Source organism: Streptomyces sp. NPDC126497 (assembly GCF_040302425.1).
In the GTDB taxonomy this organism is placed as follows: domain Bacteria; phylum Actinomycetota; class Actinomycetes; order Streptomycetales; family Streptomycetaceae; genus Streptomyces.
Window position 1 is genome coordinate 2270 of sequence record NZ_JBEORT010000048.1, and the last position, 18218, is coordinate 20487.

The 18218-nt window shown below is 71.1% G+C and carries 20 protein-coding genes; 18 read left to right on the forward strand and 2 right to left on the reverse strand.

Annotation, left to right across the window (positions count from 1 at the left end; genetic code table 11):
* Positions 1–195 precede the first annotated feature (195 nt).
* Positions 196–774: a hypothetical protein gene (locus tag ABTY20_RS20520; RefSeq protein WP_351998443.1), complete on the forward strand. Its 579-nt coding sequence runs from the start codon at positions 196–198 to the stop codon at positions 772–774.
* Between the two features lie 79 nt (positions 775–853).
* Here ABTY20_RS20520 and ABTY20_RS20525 read toward each other — a convergent pair whose 3' ends face one another.
* Positions 854–1159 carry a ferredoxin gene (locus ABTY20_RS20525; protein WP_351998444.1) on the reverse strand — a complete coding sequence of 102 codons (306 nt, stop codon included), beginning with the start codon at positions 1157–1159 and terminating at the stop codon, positions 854–856.
* A gap of 245 nt (positions 1160–1404) precedes the next feature.
* Here ABTY20_RS20525 and arc point away from each other — a divergent pair, with 245 nt between their 5' ends.
* The 6 genes from arc (at position 1405) to prcA (ending at position 7503) form a co-directional block, all read left to right on the forward strand.
* Complete coding sequence (gene arc / locus ABTY20_RS20530; RefSeq protein WP_351998445.1) at positions 1405–3171, forward strand: proteasome ATPase; 1767 nt, start codon at positions 1405–1407, stop codon at positions 3169–3171.
* A 231-nt stretch (positions 3172–3402) separates the two neighbouring features.
* Positions 3403–4914: a depupylase/deamidase Dop gene (dop, locus tag ABTY20_RS20535; RefSeq protein WP_351998446.1), complete on the forward strand. Its 1512-nt coding sequence runs from the start codon at positions 3403–3405 to the stop codon at positions 4912–4914.
* Positions 4915–5091: 177 nt separating this feature from the next.
* The gene (locus ABTY20_RS20540; RefSeq protein WP_217130297.1) at positions 5092–5310 is read left to right on the forward strand and encodes a ubiquitin-like protein Pup; all 219 of its coding nucleotides are present in this window, start codon (positions 5092–5094) and stop codon (positions 5308–5310) included.
* A gap of 174 nt (positions 5311–5484) precedes the next feature.
* On the forward strand, positions 5485–5883 hold the full coding sequence (locus ABTY20_RS20545; protein WP_351998479.1) for an endonuclease domain-containing protein: 399 nt from the start codon (positions 5485–5487) through the stop codon (positions 5881–5883).
* On the forward strand, positions 5835–6680 hold the full coding sequence (gene prcB / locus ABTY20_RS20550; RefSeq protein ID WP_351998447.1) for a proteasome subunit beta: 846 nt from the start codon (positions 5835–5837) through the stop codon (positions 6678–6680). The genes ABTY20_RS20545 and prcB overlap by 49 nt, the downstream gene beginning before the upstream one ends.
* Before the next feature lie 64 nt (positions 6681–6744).
* Positions 6745–7503, forward strand: a complete 759-nt coding sequence (gene prcA, locus ABTY20_RS20555) for a proteasome subunit alpha (protein WP_351998448.1) — start codon at positions 6745–6747, stop codon at positions 7501–7503.
* 309 nt (positions 7504–7812) lie between these two features.
* Here prcA and ABTY20_RS20560 read toward each other — a convergent pair whose 3' ends face one another.
* Positions 7813–8835 (reverse strand): LacI family DNA-binding transcriptional regulator, encoded by a 1023-nt coding sequence (locus ABTY20_RS20560; protein WP_351998449.1) that lies wholly within the window; start codon positions 8833–8835, stop codon positions 7813–7815.
* 93 nt (positions 8836–8928) lie between these two features.
* On the opposite strand from ABTY20_RS20560, the gene ABTY20_RS20565 reads away from it, so the two are divergent.
* The 11 genes from ABTY20_RS20565 to ABTY20_RS20615 all read left to right on the forward strand — a co-directional run bounded on the left by ABTY20_RS20565 (position 8929) and on the right by ABTY20_RS20615 (position 18188).
* Positions 8929–10188, forward strand: a complete 1260-nt coding sequence (locus ABTY20_RS20565) for an MFS transporter (protein WP_351998450.1) — start codon at positions 8929–8931, stop codon at positions 10186–10188.
* A gap of 9 nt (positions 10189–10197) precedes the next feature.
* Positions 10198–11559, forward strand: a complete 1362-nt coding sequence (gene pafA / locus ABTY20_RS20570) for a Pup--protein ligase (RefSeq protein WP_142196373.1) — start codon at positions 10198–10200, stop codon at positions 11557–11559.
* Positions 11560–11696: 137 nt separating this feature from the next.
* Positions 11697–12698: an FKBP-type peptidyl-prolyl cis-trans isomerase gene (locus ABTY20_RS20575; RefSeq protein ID WP_351998451.1), complete on the forward strand. Its 1002-nt coding sequence runs from the start codon at positions 11697–11699 to the stop codon at positions 12696–12698.
* A gap of 61 nt (positions 12699–12759) precedes the next feature.
* A complete protein-coding gene (locus ABTY20_RS20580) occupies positions 12760–13131 on the forward strand; it encodes an FKBP-type peptidyl-prolyl cis-trans isomerase (RefSeq protein WP_018570341.1) in 372 nt (123 codons plus the stop codon).
* A gap of 123 nt (positions 13132–13254) precedes the next feature.
* Positions 13255–14208 (forward strand): helix-turn-helix transcriptional regulator, encoded by a 954-nt coding sequence (locus ABTY20_RS20585; protein ID WP_351998452.1) that lies wholly within the window; start codon positions 13255–13257, stop codon positions 14206–14208.
* Positions 14209–14226: 18 nt separating this feature from the next.
* Positions 14227–15267: a helix-turn-helix transcriptional regulator gene (locus ABTY20_RS20590; protein ID WP_351998453.1), complete on the forward strand. Its 1041-nt coding sequence runs from the start codon at positions 14227–14229 to the stop codon at positions 15265–15267.
* Entirely contained in the window at positions 15264–15557 is a 294-nt protein-coding gene (locus tag ABTY20_RS20595; RefSeq protein ID WP_351998454.1) for a hypothetical protein, read from the forward strand. Before ABTY20_RS20590 ends, ABTY20_RS20595 begins: the two co-directional genes overlap by 4 nt.
* 10 nt (positions 15558–15567) lie before the next feature.
* Positions 15568–15762 (forward strand): hypothetical protein, encoded by a 195-nt coding sequence (locus ABTY20_RS20600; protein WP_351998455.1) that lies wholly within the window; start codon positions 15568–15570, stop codon positions 15760–15762.
* A 234-nt stretch (positions 15763–15996) separates the two neighbouring features.
* Positions 15997–16281, forward strand: coding sequence for a Sec-independent protein translocase subunit TatA (gene tatA / locus ABTY20_RS20605; RefSeq protein ID WP_351998456.1), 285 nt, complete (start codon positions 15997–15999; stop codon positions 16279–16281).
* A gap of 46 nt (positions 16282–16327) precedes the next feature.
* The gene (gene tatC, locus ABTY20_RS20610; RefSeq protein ID WP_351998457.1) at positions 16328–17266 is read left to right on the forward strand and encodes a twin-arginine translocase subunit TatC; all 939 of its coding nucleotides are present in this window, start codon (positions 16328–16330) and stop codon (positions 17264–17266) included.
* Between the two features lie 31 nt (positions 17267–17297).
* Positions 17298–18188, forward strand: coding sequence for a diacylglycerol kinase (locus ABTY20_RS20615; RefSeq protein ID WP_351998458.1), 891 nt, complete (start codon positions 17298–17300; stop codon positions 18186–18188).
* Positions 18189–18218: the final 30 nt, after the last annotated feature.

Consider the following 18218-nt stretch of genomic DNA (forward strand, 5'->3'; position numbering starts at 1 on the left):
CAGTTCCCGGTGATGTCCGGGAACTGCGCCACGACGCCTTCACGTTGACCGGGCGACCGGACCGGCGGCACGGAGGCGCCGACCCCTGCCGGTCCCCCCGCACCACAACCGCACACCCCGCCGTTCCCCCGCACTGTGACGTGTGGCACGATGCTGGCCACCCCACCGGCACAGCCCTCACAGGAGACACTCCTCGTGCAGCCTTCCGCCGTCCCGGAGCTCGCCCACACGCACACCCGGCCCATCCACTGGGTCGCCACCGCCACGGCTCTCGCCGGTGTCGTGGCCCTCTCCTCGGTCCTGCAGCCCGACGCCGCCACCGCGGCCCCGCCCCCCGGACCGCAGACGAGGAGCGCCCCGGCGCACACCGCCCCGCCCGACCCCGCGGCCGCCGAGTTCCCCCTCGACTGCGGCCGGGTGAAGCCCGTGGTGAAGAAGAAGGCCTCCGGCGACCTCGACGGCGACGGCCGCCCGGAGACCGTGGCCGTGGTCCACTGCGACAGCCCGATGGGCACCCCGCCCGACGGCGTGTACGTCCTCACCCGGGGCGCGGGCGGCACGGCACCGCGCGTGGTCGCCACCCTCGTCGACCCCGAGGACCGTACCAACGTCGGCGACTTCGCCGTGCGTGACGGCGAGGTCACCGCCACGCTCTTCGGCTACTCCTCCGCCGACGTGCCCCGTTGCTGTCCCGATGTGCGCGAGAACGTGAAGTGGCGGTGGAAGAACGGCACGTTCGTGAGGTCCGCCCCGTCCGGCGCCCGGAGCGTGTGACCCGCGCGCGGGCGTGCGGCAGGGCACGTGTCCCGACCCGTGAGGAACCAGGCGTTCGTGACGCGTCGTGCCATACCGGTCACCCGGCGTCCGGCCCGTGCACCTCGACGCCGTCCGAAACCCTGCGGACGTGGATGCACTCGCCCGGGCACTCCCGCGCCGAGTCGACCACATCCGTGAGCAGCGGCAGCGGCACGGGCGTCGTCGCCCCCCGGTCCTGCAACAGCTCGTCCCGCGGGCCCTTCACATAGGCCAGACCGTCGATGTCCAGCTCGAACACCTCGGGTGCGTACTGGGCGCAGATGCCGTCACCGGTACACAGGTCCTGGTCGATCCAGACCTCCAGGTCCTCGCCGCCGACCCCGGCCTCCTGCTGCACGCTCATCTCTCCTGCCGTTTCCTGCGTCGAACCGAACGGGAATCCGGCCAGCTCTGACGGGTGTTGAACACTTCGACCCTACCTTCGCCTGGGTTCCAATCATCTTCGGTGGGTATTCCCCTGGCGTGAGGGAGAGCGCAAGGGTGAAGATCGGACACACCCCGACCGTCTTTGTGATCTAGGGGTTTCAATCGACACCCGCCCAGGTAGGGTCTGGAAGCGTCCAGCTCCCCTTGGAGGAGGTGAGGACCGTGGCAGCCCACGACGACGACATGAACCGCGGCATCCGCCCGGGACGCGGGTCCGACGACCCGGCCGGGCAGATTGCCTACCTTGAGCAGGAGATCGCCGTCCTGCGACGCAAGCTCGCCGACTCTCCGCGACACACGAGGATTCTCGAAGAGCGGATCGTCGAGCTGCAGACCAATCTGGCCGGCGTGTCCGCCCAGAACGAACGACTCGCGGGCACGCTCCGTGAGGCCCGCGACCAGATCGTGGCCCTCAAGGAGGAAGTCGACCGGCTCGCGCAGCCCCCGGCCGGCTTCGGCGTCTTCCTCACGGCGAACGAGGACGGCACGGCCGACATCTTCACCGGCGGCCGCAAGCTGCGGGTGAACGTCAGCCCCGGCGTCGAGCTCGACGAGCTCCGGCGCGGCCAGGAAGTGATGCTCAACGAAGCGCTCAACGTGGTCGAGGCCATGGAGTTCGAGCGCGTCGGGGACATCGTCACCCTCAAGGAGATCCTCGAGGACGGCGAGCGGGCCCTGGTGGTCGGGCACACCGACGAGGAACGGGTGGTGCGGCTCGCCGAGCCGCTGCTGGACGTCACCATCCGCCCCGGCGACGCCCTGCTCATGGAGCCCCGCTCCGGATACGTCTACGAGGTCGTCCCCAAGAGCGAGGTCGAGGAGCTCGTCCTCGAGGAAGTCCCCGACATCGGCTACGAGCAGATCGGCGGCCTCGGCGGCCAGATCGAGGCCATCCGCGACGCCGTCGAGCTGCCGTACCTCTACCCGGACCTGTTCAAGGAGCACGAACTGCGGCCGCCCAAGGGCGTGCTGCTCTACGGGCCCCCCGGATGCGGAAAGACGCTCATCGCCAAGGCCGTCGCCAACTCGCTGGCCAAGAAGGTCGCCGAGGTCACCGGCCAGGCCGCCGGCAAGAGCTTCTTCCTCAACATCAAGGGCCCCGAGCTGCTGAACAAGTACGTCGGCGAGACCGAGCGGCAGATCCGCCTGGTCTTCCAGCGGGCCCGGGAGAAGGCCAGCGAGGGCACCCCCGTCATCGTCTTCTTCGACGAGATGGAATCCCTCTTCCGCACCCGTGGCTCCGGCGTCAGCTCGGACGTGGAGAACACCATCGTCCCGCAGCTGCTCGCCGAGATCGACGGCGTGGAGGGCCTGCAGAACGTGGTCGTGATCGGCGCCTCCAACCGCGAGGACATGATCGACCCCGCCATCCTGCGGCCCGGCCGGCTGGACGTGAAGATCAAGATCGAGCGTCCGGACGCCGAGGCGGCCCAGGACATCTTCGGCAAGTACCTCACCGAGCGCCTCCCGCTGCACGGCGACGACCTCGCCGAGCACGCCGGCGACAAGGCCATGACGGTCCAGAGCATGATCCGGACCGCCGTGGAACAGATGTACGCCGAGTCCGAGGAGAACCGCTTCCTGGAAGTCACCTACGCCAACGGCGACAAGGAAGTCCTCTACTTCAAGGACTTCAATTCCGGCGCCATGATCGAGAACATCGTGGGCCGCGCCAAGAAGATGGCGATCAAGGACTTCCTCGAGAAGAACCAGAAGGGCCTGCGCGTCTCCCACCTGCTCCAGGCCTGCGTGGACGAGTTCAAGGAGAACGAGGACCTGCCCAACACCACCAACCCGGACGACTGGGCCCGGATCTCCGGGAAGAAGGGTGAGCGGATCGTCTACATCCGTACGCTCATCACCGGAAAGCAGGGATCGGACACCGGACGCTCCATCGACACGGTGGCGAATACCGGTCAGTACCTGTAAAAGCCAGGGCGGCTGCGGGTGCCCTCCGTGGGTACCCGCAGCCGGCTGCTTTCGGTGCCACGGCTGGAGCACAGCAATGACGCAAATGATCTCCCCACCAGCGCAAAGGCGTTCTAGGCTCTCTGGTACCGCCGAGTCGCGCAGTGCGGGGACGGGCACCGCACACGCACCGGAGCGCCGGCGGTACAGCAGCGCCCCCGACCGGGGACGCCGCCGGGCAAGGAGGGCCGCATGACCGTACGGCGAGTAATGGGCATCGAGACGGAGTACGGCATCTCCGTCCCCGGCCACCCCAACGCCAATGCCATGCTCACCTCGTCCCAGATCGTGAACGCCTACGCGGCGGCGATGCACCGGGCCCGCCGGGCCCGCTGGGACTTCGAGGAGGAGAATCCGCTGCGGGACGCGCGAGGCTTCGACCTCGCCCGCGAGGCCGCCGACGCCAGCCAGCTCACCGACGAGGACATCGGCCTGGCCAACGTCATCCTCACCAACGGCGCGCGGCTCTACGTGGACCACGCCCATCCGGAGTACAGCGCCCCCGAGGTCACCAACCCGCGCGACGCCGTCCTCTGGGACAAGGCCGGGGAGCGGATCATGGCCGAGGCGGCGGAGCGGGCCGGCCAGCTCCCCGGCGCCCAGCCGATCCACCTCTACAAGAACAACACCGACAACAAGGGCGCCTCCTACGGCACGCACGAGAACTACCTGATGAAGCGGGAGACCCCCTTCTCGGACATCGTGCGCCACCTGACGCCGTTCTTCGTCACCCGCCAGGTCTTCACCGGCGCCGGCCGCGTCGGCATCGGCCAGGACGGCCACGAGCACGGCTTCCAGCTCAGCCAGCGGGCGGACTACTTCGAGGTCGAGGTGGGCCTGGAGACGACGCTGAAGCGCCCGATCATCAACACGCGCGACGAACCGCACGCGGACGCGGAGAAGTACCGCCGGCTGCACGTGATCATCGGCGACGCGAACCTGTCCGAGATCTCGACGTACCTGAAGCTGGGCACGACGGCACTGGTGCTGTCCATGATCGAGGACGGCTTCATCGCGGTGGACCTGGCGGTCGACCAGCCGGTGCGGACCCTGCACCAGGTCTCGCACGATCCGACCCTGAAACGGCTCGTCACGCTGCGCAGCGGGCGGACCCTGACCGCCGTGCAGCTCCAGATGGAGTACTACGAGCTGGCGCGCAAGTACGTCGAGGAGCGGTTCGGGGCGGACGCCGACGAGCAGACCAAGGACGTCCTGGCGCGCTGGGAGGACACGCTCGCCCGCCTGGAGAGCGATCCGATGAGCCTGGCCGGGGAGCTGGACTGGGTCGCCAAGCGGGAGCTCATGGAGGGCTACCGGCGCAGGGACGGCCTGGACTGGGACGCCGCCCGGCTGCACCTGGTGGACCTGCAGTACGCCGACGTGCGCCCGGAGAAGGGCCTGTACAACCGTCTGGTGGCCCGTGGACGGATGAAGCGGCTGCTGGACGAGGGAGAGGTCGAGCGGGCGCGCACGAAGCCTCCGGAGGACACCCGGGCGTACTTCCGCGGGCGCTGTCTGGAGCAGTACGCGGACGACGTCGCGGCGGCCTCCTGGGACTCGGTGATCTTCGATCTGCCGGGCCGGGACTCGCTGCAGCGGGTTCCAACCCTGGAACCGCTTCGCGGAACGCGTAATCACGTCAAGGAGCTCCTGGACCGCTGCCGTACGGCGGAAGACCTGGTCAGGGTGCTGTCGGGAAACTGAGCGGGTACCCGGGTACCCGGGAAGGGCCGGCCGGACAGGGTGGAGAACGCCGGGTCCGGGAATCATCGAGGTGGTCCCCGCGGGTTGGAGCAACCGCGGGGGCATTGTCGGACCCGGCGAGTAGGGTCTGATCTTGACCGAGCAAGTGTGTCGGGCGAACCGAGCGGGGTGAGGGTGATGGCGACCAAGGACACCGGCGGCGGACAGCAGAAGGCCACCCGGTCCACGGAGGAGGTCGAGGAGCAGGCGGCGGAGGCGCAGGCTTCGGAGGACCTCAAGGAGCGACAGGAAAAGCTGAGCGAGGACGTGGACGACGTCCTGGACGAGATCGACGACGTGCTCGAGGCCAACGCCGAGGATTTCGTGAGGTCCTTCGTTCAGAAGGGTGGACAGTAAGCCGCATACGCGGACGACGCCACGAGGCGTTCGCGGCGCCGGGAGGAAAGGCCGCGGGCGGCGTTCGCCGGCGGCACGTCCCTGCGCGGCGGCCTTCGAGCGTCCTGCCGGGAGCACTCGGGCGAGTGCTCCCGGCGGCGCCGGAAGGCGAAAGGGCGGGTGGCTCGCAAGGAGGTGCCCGCCCCGTCCGGGCATGAGCGCGGCCGTGGCTGCGACGAGGCGGAGCCCCGCGGCGAGTGGCGCCGCGGGAACGGTGCCGCGGAGGGGCCGGCGGGCCGGTGCGGGGCGGCGTACCACCTTCGTCGCAAGTGCGGCCTCACTCCAGTGGCGTTGGACGCGGTGCTCGCGGAGCGGCAGGGCGTCCGTCGTGCATGTCGTGCCGCCCCGGCCGGGCATGTGGATCACTGCCACGAGACGGGTAGGGTCCGTGGCGTACTGTGCTTCAGCCGCACCGTGGCGCTGGGGCAGTTCAAGGATCGGCCCGATGCCATAAGGCGGGCTGCCGCATACGTGGAAGGAATCGCGTGGAAGCCAACACTCGTAGCACCGGGCGTCTGCCAGCTGCCTTCCTGACGCCAGGCTCTTCCTCCTTCATGGACTTCCTCTCCGAGCACCAGCCGGAGCTGCTGCCGGGCAAGAGGTCGTTGCCGCCCGTGAAGGGCGTGATCGAGGCCCCGCACGGGACGACGATCGTGGCCGTCACGTTCCCGGGCGGCGTGGTTCTCGCCGGTGACCGGCGGGCCACCATGGGGAACGTCATCGCGCAGCGGGACATCGAGAAGGTGTTCCCGGCCGATGAGTACTCGGCGGTGGGGATCGCCGGTACGGCGGGGCTGGCCGTGGAGATGGTGAAGCTGTTCCAGCTGGAGCTGGAGCACTTCGAGAAGGTCGAGGGCGCGCAGCTGTCGCTGGAGGGCAAGGCGAACCGGCTGTCGACGATGATCCGCTCGAACCTGGGCATGGCCATGCAGGGGCTGGCCGTGGTCCCGCTGTTCGCCGGGTACGACGTGGACCGGGAGAAGGGGCGGATCTTCTCCTACGACGTCACGGGCGGGCGTTCGGAGGAGCACGGGTACGCCGCGACCGGTTCCGGGTCGATCTTCGCGCGCGGCGCGATGAAGAAGCTGTTCCGGGACGACCTGAGTGAGGCCGAGGCCACCACGCTGGTGGTGCAGGCGCTGTACGACGCGGCAGACGACGACTCGGCGACCGGCGGTCCCGATGTCGCCCGCCGGATCTACCCGATCGTCACCGTGATCACCGAGGACGGCTTCCGCCGGCTCACCGAGGACGAGGCGGCCGACATCGCCCGGTCGGTGCTGGAGCGGCGGCTGGAGCAGCCGGACGGTCCGCGGGCCTCGCTGCTGTAGGCGCGGGCGGGTTGTTCGGTTGTTTGGTGGTCCAGTGACTTTGACAGGAAGGGACGGATAACCGGTGTCGACGCCGTTCTATGTCTCACCCCAGCAGGCGATGGCGGACCGGGCGGAGTACGCCCGCAAGGGCATCGCCCGCGGCCGCAGCCTGGTCGTGCTGCAGTACACCGACGGGATCGTGTTCGTCGGTGAGAACCCGTCCCGCGCGCTGCACAAGTTCAGCGAGATCTACGACCGGATCGGGTTCGCCGCGGCCGGCAAGTACAACGAGTACGAGAACCTGCGGATCGGAGGCGTGCGCTACGCCGATCTGCGGGGTTACACCTACGACCGGGACGACGTGACGGCCCGGGGCCTGGCGAACGTGTACGCGCAGACGCTGGGGACGATCTTCTCGAGCGTGGGGGAGAAGCCGTACGAGGTGGAGCTGGTGGTGGCCGAGGTCGGGGAGACCCCGGAGCAGGACCAGATCTACCGGCTGCCGCACGACGGGTCCATCGTGGACGAGCACGGCTCGGTGGCGGTGGGGGGCAACGCGGAGCAGATCAGCGGATACCTCGATCAGCGGCACCGGGACGGGATGACGCTGGCGGAGGCGCTGAAGCTGGCGGTGCAGTCGTTGTCCCGCGACACCAACGGCAGCGAGCGGGAGATCCCCGCGGAGCGGCTGGAGGTGGCGGTGCTGGACCGGACGCGCCCGCAGAAGCGGAAGTTCAAGCGGATCGAGGGGCGCCAGCTGTCCCGTCTGCTGGAAGCCGGTGCCGTGGAGACGGCCTCCGGGGCGGAGGCGGGGACGGACTCCGGCGGAGACGTCGAGTAGCCCGGCTGCGGCTGCGGCTGCGGCTGTGGCTGTGGCTTCGGCGGGGCCCGGGTGGCGCCTGCGGCCGGTGGGTGGGTCGGGGCCGGGTCGGGGGTGTCCGTCCTCGGGCCGGCGCGGATCACGCGTGCTGGAGGGGGTGCGGGGTGCGGACGCGCCGGTCGCTGCGGGCGGCCGCCCCCGCCCCGTTCCCTCCGCGCCGCGGGCGGCGTTCCCGCCGTTCCCCCCTGCGGGCAGTCGGGCCGCCGGGGTGAAGGGGAAGGCACCCCGTAAGCGCCGGGCCGTGCGGATTCCCCGGTCGGCCGCAAACCGTCAGTGCGGGGATCGCGCCGGGGCCGTGGAGCCCCGTACCACCAGCTCGACCTGGATGTCACCCCCCGGGGGCACGCGGCCCTCCAGGACCGCCAACAGCGCCTGCATCCCCCGCTCCCCGAACAGCTCCGCGTCCAGCCGGACGGTCGTCAGCTCCGGATCGATCGCCGTCGCCAGCGCCAGGTCGTCCAGCCCGGTGACGGACAGCTCCTCCGGGATCCGCAGCCCCAGCCGCCGCGCCGCCTTGTAGGTCCCGGCCGCCAGCTGGTCGTCGTCACAGATCACGGCGGTCGGGCGGGGCGCCGGCGCCCCGGCGAGCGCGGCCTCCGCCGAGGCCTGCGCACCCTTGATCGAGATGGGCGCCCGCGCCGTGCGCAACGACGTGTCCGGAACCTCCCGCAGCCGCGCCGCCAGCTCCCGCGCGCGCACCTCGAAGGTCCAGGACGCCACGTCCGCCGCCAGGTGGAGGAAGTGGCGGTGGCCCAGGGCCAGGAGGTGGTCGGTGACCTGGCGGACGCCGTCGGCGATGTCGAGGTTGACCGTGGCCGCGCCCACACTGCCGTCCGGGTCGCTGTCCAGCATCACCAGCGGCAGCTGGTCGCCGCGGATCGCGGTGAGGGCCTCCGCGGCCATGGAGGAGGCGATGACGCCGTCCAGGGCGGCCTGCGCGGACGCGAAGGGGTCGCGGGCGGGGCCGATGCCCTCGGGGGAGGGGTAGAGGACCACGCCGAAGCCGTGCCGCGAGGCGACCCGGGCCGCTCCCGTGTAGACGCCGGCGAAGAACTCCGTGGTGAGGGCGGGGACGACCAGCAGGACCGTGCGGGTGCGGCCCAGGCGCAGGTTGCGGGCGGCCAGGTTGGGTCGGTAGCCCAGGGAGCGCGCGGCCTCGCGGACGCGTTCCGCCGTGGTCTCGGAGACCCGGCCGCGCCACTTGTCGCCGAGGACCAGGGAGACCGCGGCCTGGGAGACCCCGGCGGCCCGGGCGACGTCCCGGCTGGTGGGGCGGGTGCCGGCTCGGGGCATCGTCGGGCCGCTCCTTCGTCTGGACTGGTGAACAGCGGACATGGTACGTATGGAGACCGTAGTTATACGTAAAACGTCCAGTGGAGGGCCCGCATGGCCACGGGATACCTGGAGATCCTCCGGGCGCGACACGCCGCCCGGCTGCTCGTGGGCACGCTCGTGGGACGGCTGCCCAACGCGACCGCCGCCATCGCGATCGTGCTGTTCGTGCGCGCGGAGGGCGGCACGTACAGCCTGGCCGGTGCGCTGGCGGCGGTGTACGGCGTCGCCAACGCCGTCGGGCAGCCGGTGCTGGGGCGGCTGGTGGACCTGCGCGGGCAGCCGCGGGTGCAGCTGCCGGCCGCCGTGCTGTCGGCGCTGGCGATGGCGCTGTTCGCCTTCACGGGGACCGGGTCGCCCGCGGTGGCCTACGGCGCGGTGGCCGCGGCGGGGCTCTTCACCCCGCCCCTGGAGGGCGGGCTGCGCGCCCTGTGGTCGTCCGTGCTGCCCGAGGAGGACCATGTCCACCGGGCGTACGCCATGGACGCCGTGGCGCAGGAGGTGATGTTCACCGTCGGGCCGCTGCTGGTGACGGTGTGCGCCTCGCTGTGGTCGGCGCAGGCCGCGCTGCTCGTGCTGAACGTCATCGGGGTGCTGGGCGCCCTCTCCGTGGTCGTCTCGCCGCCCTCGCGCGCCTGGCGGTCGGCGCCGCGCGAGGCGCACTGGCTGGGCGCGCTGCGCTCGCCGGGGCTGCTCGCGCTGCTGGGCGCCTTCCTGGCCGTGGGGATGGCGCTGGGGTCCATCACCGTGGCGGCGGTGTCCTACGCGGACGAGCACGGCGGTGACCAGGTGTACGGCTGGCTGATGGCCGGGATCGGGCTGGGCGCGCTCATCGGCGGTACGGCGTACGGGGCGCGGCAGTGGGCGGGGGAGCCCGCGCGGCGACTGAGGGTGCTGGTGGCCCTCCTGGCGGTGTGTTACCTGCCGCTGATGCTGATGCCCGGCGTGGTGGCCATGACGTTGCTCACCGTGGTCGCCGGGCTCTTCCTGGCCCCGGCCATCGCCTGCGCCTTCGTGCTGGTCGACCGGCACGCGCCGCGCGGCACGGTCACCGAGGCCTTCTCCTGGCTGGTGACCACCTTCACCGTCGGAGCGTCGGTCGGAACGGGTCTCACCGGACCGGTCGTCGAGGCGGGCGGGGCGCTGTGGGGGTTCGCCGTGCCGGGGGTCGCGGGCGGCGTGTCGCTGCTGGTTCTGACCGCCACGGGACGGGTACTGGCAGGTCCCGCCGGGAGGGCGGTGGTCGCGGCCCGTTCGGAAAATGATCCAAATCGTGCCGTCGAACCCCGTTTCAGGTCGGGGGATCGGGCGTAATGTTCCCTCATGGACCGCCGCATTTTCGGGCTGGAGAACGAGTACGGCGTCACGTGCACGTTCAGGGGACAGCGCCGCCTGTCGCCTGACGAGGTGGCGCGGTACCTCTTCCGCCGTGTCGTGTCATGGGGCCGCAGCAGCAATGTCTTTCTGCGGAACGGCGCCCGCCTCTATCTCGACGTGGGATCGCATCCGGAATACGCAACGCCGGAATGCGACAACGTGACCGAACTGGTCACCCACGACAAGGCCGGCGAGCGCATTCTCGAAGGGCTCCTGGTGGACGCCGAACGACGCCTGCACGAGGAGGGAATCGCGGGCGACGTCTACCTCTTCAAGAACAACACCGACTCCGCCGGCAACTCCTACGGCTGTCACGAGAATTACCTGGTGGCCCGGCACGGGGAGTTCTCGCGGCTCGCGGACATCCTCATCCCCTTCCTGGTGACCAGGCAGCTGCTGTGCGGCGCGGGCAAGGTGCTGCAGACACCGCGCGGCGCCGTGTACTGCGTCAGCCAGCGGGCCGAGCACATCTGGGAGGGCGTCTCCTCGGCGACGACCCGTTCGAGGCCCATCATCAACACGCGCGACGAGCCGCACGCGGACGCCGAGCGCTACCGCCGGCTGCACGTCATCGTGGGCGACTCGAACATGTCCGAGACGACCATGCTGCTCAAGGTCGGCGCCACCGACCTGGTGCTGCGCATGATCGAGGCGGGCACCGTGATGCGCGACCTCACCCTGGAGAACCCGATCCGGGCGATCCGCGAGGTCAGCCACGACATCACCGGGCGCAGGAAGGTGCGCCTGGCCAGCGGCCGGGAGGCGTCCGCGCTGGAGGTGCAGCGCGAGTACTACGAGAAGGCGCTGGACTTCTGCGAGCGCCGGGGCATCCGCACCGGCACCGTGGAGCAGGTGCTGGAGCTGTGGGGCCGCACGCTGGACGCGATCGAGTCCGAGGACCTCGACCGCATCGGCACCGAGATCGACTGGGTCATGAAGTACAAGCTCCTGGAGCGGTACCGGGCCAAGCACAACATGACGATGTCGCACCCGAGGGTCGCGCAGATAGACCTCGCCTACCACGACATCCACCGCCGGCGGGGTCTGTACTACCTGCTGGAGAAAAAGGGGCAAGCGGCCCGGATCTGCAACGATTTGAAGATCTTCGAGGGCAAGTCCGTTCCGCCGCAGACCACTCGGGCCCGGCTGCGCGGCGACTTCATCCGGCGGGCCCAGGAACAGCGCCGCGACTTCACCGTCGACTGGGTGCACCTCAAGCTCAACGACCAGGCCCAGCGCACCGTGTTGTGCAAGGACCCGTTCCGTTCGGTGGACGAACGGGTGGAGAAGCTGATCGCCGGAATGTGAGAGGCGCGTTCCGCCAGGGGCCGGAAAATCCCCGGAACGTCACACGGGCGCCGTACGTTACACCGTGCGGCGCCCTTCGCACGCCGTAGAGTTGCGCGGACGCCATCCACAAGATCGACGATTACGAGGCCCCCACCGTGCGCCGACGCTCACTTCTCATTGCCGTTCCCGCCGGACTGGCCACCCTCGCCGCGTGCGGCGACGACAAGTCCGACTCGGGCAAGGCCAGCGACAGCGCGTCGCCCTCGGCGCAGGAGACGTCCGCGGCCCCGCCGCCGAAGATCGTCGACGGACCGCTGCCGGCGATCACCGCGGGCACGGAGTTCGGGGAGAAGCCGACGGTCGCCAAGGGCAGCGGCGACCCCTCCAAGGACCTCGCGGTCAAGACGGTCATCGCGGGCGGCGGCAGGACGGTCGCGGAGAACGACTTCGTCGTCGCCCACTACCTGGGCCAGGTGTGGAGCACCGCGAAGGTGTTCGACAACTCCTACGACCGCAAGAGCCCGCTGGCCATCCAGCTCGCCCAGGGCACCATCATCGACGGCTGGCGGTACGCGCTGACCGGCAAGAAGACCGGCAGCCGCGTCCAGATGGCCGTCCCGCCCACCTGGGGGTACGGCGAGCAGGGCAACGAGCAGGCGGGGATCAAGGGCACCGACACGCTGGTGTTCGTGGTCGACATCCAGGACACGTTCAACGCCAAGAGCTCCGCCAAGGGCACCGAGGTGCCCCAGGACGACGAGGACCTGCCGAAGGTCGGCACCAACACCGACGGCAAGGCGCCCGCCATCGAGGTGCCCGACGCGAACGCCCCGGAGAAGCTCGTGTCGAGCTACGTCATCGAGGGCGACGGCGAGGAGGTCGGCGCCGAGAACAGCGTCCTGGTGCAGTACAAGGGGGTGCTGTGGGACGGCGGCAAGGAGTTCGACTCCACGTACGGCCGGGGTCAGCTGACGTCGTTCTCGCTGCAGCAGGTCGTCAAGGGCTGGGCGCAGGGACTGACCGGGAAGAAGGTCGGCAGCCGGGTCCTCATCGTCATCCCGCCGGAGCTGGGCTACGGCGACAACCCGCCGCAGGGCAGCGAGATCAAGAAGGACTCCACGCTGGTCTTCTCGGTCGACATCCTCGCGAAGCTGTGAGGCCGTGGGGATGTAAGACTGTGCGTGTTCGCCTTTCCGCAGACAAGCAGGAGCGTTAGACGTGAGCATCGACAAGCCCGAGATCGACTTCCCGGGCGGCGAGCCCCCGGCGGACCTCGAGATCAAGGACATCTGGGAGGGCGACGGCGAGGTGGCGCAGGCGGGCCAGACCGTCACCGTGCACTACGTCGGTGTCGCTTTCAGCACGGGCGAGGAGTTCGACGCCAGCTGGAACCGTGGCACTCCCTTCCGCTTCCCGCTGGGCGGCGGCCGGGTCATCAAGGGCTGGGACCAGGGCGTGCAGGGCATGAAGGTCGGCGGCCGCCGCCAGCTGACCATCCCCGCCCACCTCGCCTACGGCGACCAGAGCCCCACCCCGGCGATCAAGCCCGGTGAGACCCTGATCTTCGTGGTCGACCTGCTCGGCGTCTGATCCGACCGGAGTCGACCGTCCGGGGCCCACGCCTGTCCGGGCGTGGGCCCTCGGCTTTTGCCGTGCCACCCCGGGACGGTACGGTCATCGGTCGTAAGCACCTGAGGGAGGCGAAGCGGGTCGATGGCCATTGCCAAGGCCGAGCGGCTGATGAACCTGGCGCTGTGTCTGCTCGGGACGCGCCGGCCGCTCAGCAAGCGCGAGCTGCGCGAATCCATCGAGGCGTACCTCGAAGCGGGCTCGGACGACTCCTTCAACCGCATGTTCGAGCGCGACAAGGACGACCTGCGCGAGCTCGGACTGGTCATCGAGACCGTGGAGAACCTCGACGGCGAGGTCGGCTACCTCGCCCGCCGCGACAGCAACCGGCTGCCGCCCATCACCCTCGACGCCGAGGAGGCCGCCGCCCTCGGGCTCGCCGCCAAGGTGTGGCAGCAGGCCCGGCTCGCCGGAGCGGCCAGCGGCGCCCTGCAGAAGCTGCGCGCGGCCGGCCTTCCCGAGGACGTCGACCCGTACGGCGCCCACGGCGCGCTGGAGCCGCGCATCCCGGTGCACGAGGCCGCGTTCGAGCCGCTGATGCTGGCCTGCCGGGACCGCCGGCCGGTCGTCTTCGACTACCGCAAGGCCAACGCCGCCCAGCCCGGGCAGCGGCACGTCGAACCGTGGGCGCTGGAGTGCTGGCGCGGTCACTGGTACCTGGCCGGCTGGGACCGGGACCGGGGCGCCGAACGGGTCTTCCGGCTCTCCCGGATCACCGGGAAGGTGCGCTCGCGCAGCGGCCGGTTCACCGTTCCGGTGCCGGACGTCGTCACCGTGCGGGAGACCGTGGCGAGCTGGGCCGGGGAGACCGCGGACCGCTCGGCGCGGATCCGGCTGCGCTCCGACGCCGGTTACCCCCTGCGGGCGAGGGCCACCGCGGTGCGGGAGCTCGGCGACGGCTGGGACGAGCTGGAGATCCCGTACGGGCACGGCCTGGACGCCTGGCTGGTGGAGTTCGGACCGGACGTGGTGGTCCTGGAGCCCGCGGAGCTGCGGGCCGACGTGGTGGACCGGCTGCGTGCCGTGGCCAAGGGCTGAGGGAGAGCGGACGAGAACGTGGCAGGCAAACCGGTCAGGCCCGTGAACGCCATCGACCAGACCCGGCGGATGCTCTCCCTGGTGACGTATCTGCGCGAGCGCCCCGGCGCCCGGATCGAGGACGTGGCGCGCGCCTTCGGGATCACCGAGGACGAGCTGGTCTCCGACCTCGACGTGCTGCCCATGTGCGGCACCAGCTTCCGCGGCGGCGATCTGCTGGACATCGACACCGACGGCGAGCGCATCTGGTGGCACAACCCGGCCGCCCTCGGCGCGGAGGCGGCCGAGCCGCTGCGGCTCGCCGCCGACGAGGCCACCGCGCTGCTGGTCGCCGCCCGTGCCGTGGCCACGCTGCCGGGGCTGCGGGAGGGCGACCGGCAGGCGCTGCTGCGGGCCACCGCGAAGGTGGAGACCGCGGCCGGCGAGGCGGCCGGCGCCAGCGCCCGGCTGTCGGTGACCTTCGAGTCCGAGGGCGGCGTCTTCGCGGACGTCGACCGGGCCATCGCCGAGCGCCGCAGACTGTGGATCCGCTACTACTCGCCCGCGCGCGACGAGGTCACCGAGCGGGAGATCGACCCCATCCGTCTGGTCAGCGTGGGCCACACCTATGTAGAGGCCTGGTGCCGGCGCTCCGAGGCGCGCCGCACCTTCCGGCTCGACCGGGTCGCCGAGATCCGGATCCTCGACGAGCCGTCCGCGCCGCCCGAGGTCGAGCTGCGGGACCTGTCGGAGGCGCTGGTGCAGCCGGCGGCCGAGGACCCCGAGGTGGTGGTCGAGGTCGGTCCGGGCGGGCGCTGGGTCGCGGAGTACTACCCGCACGACAGCGCGGACGAGCTCCCCGACGGCGGGCTGCGCATCACCCTGCGCACCCCCGACCCGGCCTCGCTCAGACGGCTGGCCCTGCGGCTCGGCCGCGACGGCCGCATCGTCGCGCCGCACGGGCTGGCCGACAGCGCCCGGCAGGCGGCCCGTGAGGCGCTCGCGGCGTACGACGGGGCCGAGGCGGCCGGACGACCGGGACCGCACGGACAGGACGACAGGCAGGAGCGAGGGCTGTGAGCGAGTCGGCGGCGTCCGGTGCGCGGGCCATGACGGCGGCGTCCGCGTTCGCGGGGATGAGGAACGTGACCCCGGTGATGTTCCGGGCGGGCTGCCCGGACTGCCGGGAGCGCTTCGAGCTCGCCGCGAGCGCGCTGCGCCTGGCCATCGGCGCCAGCAGCCGCACCACCTTCTACTCCTTCACCTGCCCCGGGTGCGGGGCCGCCGTCCGCAAGCCGGCGGGGGAGCGGATCGTGGAGCTGCTGACCGGCGGCGGGGTCCGGACGCTGCGGCTGCACTCGACGGTCTAGGCTCGTCCTCATGTTCTGGCCGATGTTCGCGGTTGCCGTGGGGTTCCTGGGTCTGCTGGTGCTCGGGGTGCTCGCCGTCCGGGTCTTCGTCGAGGCGGAACGCCTCGGCAGACAGGTCGCGGACTCGGCGCGCCGCATCGGCCGCGCGGCGGAGGACCTGGAACGGGCGGCGACCGTCGCGGGCCGTTCCGCCGGAGCCCTCTGAGCGGCCGCGGCCGCTCCCGGCGCGTCCTCGCCCTGTCACCCTGTGGGTCGCGGCGGGTACGCTGCTGATCGCGGCCCGGAGACGAGGCCCGGACCGCGGACGGGAGTACGCACGGGGATTGCCTCACGTTCACCCCCGAGCGTTACGATCGCTGACGACACGATCGTCCGGACACATGTCCGACCGGTCGGACGGCCCCCACCCCCAGCAGCCTCGGTGAGAAGGTAAAGACTTATGTTCGGTGGCAAGATCGGCGCTCCCGAGTTGATTCTCATCCTCGTCGTCGTCATTTTGTTGTTCGGCGCGAAGAAGCTTCCGGACATGGCGCGGTCGCTCGGCAAGTCGGCCCGCATCCTCAAGAGCGAGGCCAAGGCGATGAAGGAGGACAAGTCCTCCGCCCCCGCCGACCCGCCGGCCCCCGGGGAGGAGCCCTCGGCGCAGCGCACCATCCAGGCCGCCCCCGGCGACGTGACCAGCTCCCGCCCGGTGGCGGAGCCGACGGACACGACCAAGCGCTGACGCAGGGCCGGGGACTCCGGCCCGCCGCACGAGATGGGAACGTGGGTTGCTCAAGTCTGCCCGCAAGCAGGAGAGGGATCCCGAGGGGCGGATGTCCCTCGCGGAGCACCTTCGTGAGCTCCGCAACCGACTCGCGAAAGCGCTGCTGGCCATCGTCCTGGTGACGATCGTCGCAGCCTTCTTCTACAACGACATCATCAATCTGATCACGCGGCCGATCCTCGACTCGGTCGGCTGTGACCAGACCTTCGAACAGCTGGCGAGGACCAGAGACGACAAGCCCTGCGCGCAGATCACCATCAACGGTCTGCTCACCCCCTTCACGCTGGCGCTGAAGGTGTCGCTGATGGCGGGCGTCGTGCTCGCCTCGCCGGTCTGGCTCTACCAGCTGTGGGCCTTCGTCGCACCCGGTCTGCACCGGCACGAGAAGAAGTACGCCTACGCGTTCGTCGGCACCGGCGCGCCGCTGTTCATGATGGGTGCCTACTTCTCCTACACGGTGCTGCCCACCACGGCGAAGGTCCTGCTCGACTTCACGCCGGCGAGCACGACCAACCTGCTGCCGCTGGACGACCTGCTCGACCTCGTGCTGCGCATGGTGCTGGTCTTCGGCCTCTCCTTCGAGCTGCCGCTGCTGCTGATCATGCTCAACCTCACCGGGGTGCTGAGCGGCAGCCGGATGCTCGGCTGGTGGCGCGGCATGATCATGGGCATCACGCTGTTCGCGGCCATCGCCACGCCGAGCACCGACCCGCTGACCATGCTCATGCTCGCCGGACCGATCTGGATCCTGTACTTCGGCGCGGTCGCCGTGGCCCTGCTCAACGACCGCCGCAAGCGCCGGCTGGAGGCCCTGGGGCCCGCCGACGACGAGGCGTCCGAGCTGGACCTCACCCCGGAGGCGATCGATCCGGTGGAGCCGGTGGCCGCCCTGCCCGAGCAGGCCACCAAGGACCGGGTCAACGGTTATGACGACGTGACCTGAGGACCGCCTCGCAGCTCATAGGGTCATCCCCGTGACCAGCGAGATCACCCTCTTCGTCAACCCCACCGCGGGCCGCGGCCGGGGCGCCCGCGCGGCGCGCCCGGCCGCTTCCGCGTTGCGGGACGCCGGCTTCTCGGTGCGGACCGTGGTCGGCGACGACCCGCGGGACGCCCTGGCCCGGGCGCGCGCCGCCGTCGAGGAGGGCACCGGCGCCCTGATCGCCGTCGGCGGCGACGGAATGGCGAACCTCGCCCTGCAGGCCGTCGTCGGCACCGGCACCCCCTTCGGCCTGGTCGCCGCCGGGACCGGCAACGACTTCGCCCGCGCCCTCGGCATGCCCCTGCGGGAACCGGCCGCGGCCGGCCGGATGATCGCCGACGCCCTCAAGTGCGGCCGGGTCCGCGACATCGACCTCGGCCGGGTCGGCGACCGCTGGTTCGGCGCCGTGCTCGCCTCCGGATTCGACTCGCGGGTCAACGACCGGGGCAACCGGATGCGGCTGCCCCTCGGACGCCTGAAGTACGACGTCGCGATCGTCGCCGAGCTGGCCGCCTTCCGGCCGCTGCCGTACCGGATCACCCTCGACGGCGGCGGGGTCCGTGAGGTCGAGGCGACGCTGGTGGCCGTCGGGAACGGGCCGTCGTACGGCGGCGGCATGCGGATATGCCCCGGGGCGGACCTCACCGACGGGCTGTTCGACATCACGGTGGTCGGCCGGTGCAGCCGGGCCGCACTGCTGCGGGTGTTCCCGAGGGTGTACCGGGGGACGCACGTCGACCACCCCGCGATCACCGTGCTGCGGGCGGCGAGCGTGGAGCTGGCCGCCGAGGAGGTCACCGGGTACGCGGACGGGGAGCCGGTGGGCCCGCTGCCGCTGACCGCGCGGTGCGTGCCGGGCGCCCTGCGGGTCGTCGGTCCCTGAACCGGACGGCCCCGCCGCCCGCCGGGGCGG

Coding starts and splice junctions, on each gene's coding strand:
- ABTY20_RS20540 (WP_217130297.1), top strand. CDS start 5,092: ATGGCGACCAAGGACACCGGCGGCGGACAGCAGAAGGCCACCCGGTCC.
- dop (WP_351998446.1), top strand. CDS start 3,403: ATGACCGTACGGCGAGTAATGGGCATCGAGACGGAGTACGGCATCTCC.
- pafA (WP_142196373.1), top strand. CDS start 10,198: ATGGACCGCCGCATTTTCGGGCTGGAGAACGAGTACGGCGTCACGTGC.
- ABTY20_RS20600 (WP_351998455.1), top strand. CDS start 15,568: ATGTTCTGGCCGATGTTCGCGGTTGCCGTGGGGTTCCTGGGTCTGCTG.
- ABTY20_RS20525 (WP_351998444.1), bottom strand. CDS start 1,159: ATGAGCGTGCAGCAGGAGGCCGGGGTCGGCGGCGAGGACCTGGAGGTC.
- ABTY20_RS20565 (WP_351998450.1), top strand. CDS start 8,929: ATGGCCACGGGATACCTGGAGATCCTCCGGGCGCGACACGCCGCCCGG.
- tatA (WP_351998456.1), top strand. CDS start 15,997: ATGTTCGGTGGCAAGATCGGCGCTCCCGAGTTGATTCTCATCCTCGTC.
- ABTY20_RS20560 (WP_351998449.1), bottom strand. CDS start 8,835: ATGCCCCGAGCCGGCACCCGCCCCACCAGCCGGGACGTCGCCCGGGCC.
- ABTY20_RS20585 (WP_351998452.1), top strand. CDS start 13,255: ATGGCCATTGCCAAGGCCGAGCGGCTGATGAACCTGGCGCTGTGTCTG.